General features: G+C 45.5%; 2 protein-coding genes. Both read right to left on the bottom strand.

Features of this window, described 5'->3' with window-relative positions; all coding sequences use genetic code 11:
• Positions 1-262: 262 nt before the first annotated feature.
• The gene (locus PVV57_RS10205) at positions 263-1,468 is read right to left on the bottom strand and encodes a phage minor head protein (RefSeq protein ID WP_273784030.1); all 1,206 of its coding nucleotides are present in this window, start codon (positions 1,466-1,468) and stop codon (positions 263-265) included.
• The coding region (locus tag PVV57_RS10200) for a DUF935 family protein (RefSeq protein ID WP_273784028.1) at positions 1,461-1,773 on the bottom strand (313 nt) is incomplete at its 5' end. The genes PVV57_RS10205 and PVV57_RS10200, both read right to left, overlap by 8 nt.

Raw genomic sequence — 1,773 nt, 5'->3', positions numbered from 1 at the left:
CCAGGACGGTTTTACCGGATCTGCGAGGAGTTGACCGCCCTCCACGCCTTCTTATTTTCTCACGCATTGACTCTCTTCACAAAAGCCAACATGGTTTTCTCAAAGCGTTTTTTTAAGATTGCTTTTAAACTTTTAAACTGTTAGATTACCCACGAGGCGTGAGCCAGTTATACCAGGACGGCTTTGCCGGATCTGCGAGGAGTTGACCGCCCTCCACGCCTTCTCTTTTCACAAACACCAACAGAGCTTTACGGTATTCTCTTTACAACAACCTCTCGCCCTTTTTTTCAGCCGCGTTTAACAAACGTTGAATTTCGCGAAAGCTCTTTTTATGCATGGAGGTCAACCACCATTCTTGTTTGCTTGCCACAAATTTAACCGCTAAGCGCCACCATACCCCATCATTTTCACCCAAAAACACAACGCTCGGTACACCTTTTCGCCTGATAATTCCATGGGGGCGGATAAGTGTTTGAATGGCGCCTCGAAAATCCTCCAAGTGAAGAGACCGCGCTTGATGCTCTAACAAAATATGTTTTACGCTGTCTGAAGATAAGCGAATAAGAGAATTGTCCCCACCAAAAACATCACCCACCTTTTGTAACATCGGGGCTATGGGAATAAATCCACGAGACATGCGTCCTTCAAACATGGCTTCCAAAAGTGGTGAGCCCACAATATCTTCAATGGCAATACGCTTGCCATTGTCCCCCATCACAGAGACTTTATCACTCAAAAATCGGCTTAAATTTTGTGAGCGATGTTTCCCAGGATTAGAATGCCATCCAGGATCAATCCCTACGGGTATCTTCTCAACTTTCCCCGTCCGTTTATTGCGCCAAACCTGCTTTTCAACATGAAGTGGCTCTGCCCCCTCTTCATAGCCTAAATTGTCTGCTTCATAACGACTTACCTGTCGCACACTGCATTTACATCGCCAGCCATTGGGCGGATAAAGCCAATCCCAAACCGGATCATCAACAGGTGCCGTAAACCCCACCCAACTTTCATGTTCTAAACGCTTATGTTCTGAACTCGACAAAGCATAGGTGAGATAGGGCAAAAATTCTTTATTATTTTGTGTGCGCTCCCATTCCCCTGCCGCATGGGCACTCATGGTATTAGCCCAATAGACCGTTTCTAAACGCCGTGGACTGCCCAATTGCACCACGCTCTTTTCACCCGTTTTCAGGTCAATGGCAGTCTTTTTACCCCACCAACCTTTTTCCTGTAAAATCGGCATCAAATTTTTTTGAAACTCTTGGAAAGGAACTTGATGTTTTATGGCCTCTCCAACCGCTCGCTTAAAATCATCCAAAATGTCATAGCCCACCGATTTTGCCACCGTAAAGGAAAAAGCATGTTCTTCTGGTGCTATATCCCGCCAATCAAAACTTGGAACAAGTGCCTTGGCTTCAAAATAACGGGTAACCTCTTTAGGGGCGGTTTTAAAAAGTTCCTCATCCATGATACCCCAGTCCCCGCGCAATCATTTGCACCTTTGCCAAACGTGCGGCTAATGCGTGATGATCCATCTCGCCCAACAATTCATCTAAGCCTTTGAGGATATCCTCATAACTTTTTGCTTCTCTCACAAGCTTTTTAAAAGGCTCTAAAAGGGGTTCTAAATCCTCTTCCCAGTCACTTAAAGCTTCTTCAGAAAGTCGGTCCAATTCGTCGTGATATTTCCCACCCTGCTCTTTTCCACCCTTGCTCTCTCTTGTCACAGAAACATCAACACCCCCACAATCAGCACAAACATGAGCTTTTTGT

The sequence above is a fragment of the Bartonella sp. AU15XJBT genome (assembly GCF_028618615.1).
In the GTDB taxonomy this organism is placed as follows: Bacteria; Pseudomonadota; Alphaproteobacteria; order Rhizobiales; family Rhizobiaceae; genus Bartonella.
The sequence above is the reverse complement of the archived record's forward strand: the minus strand, read 5'-3'. Positions and strand labels throughout refer to the sequence as shown.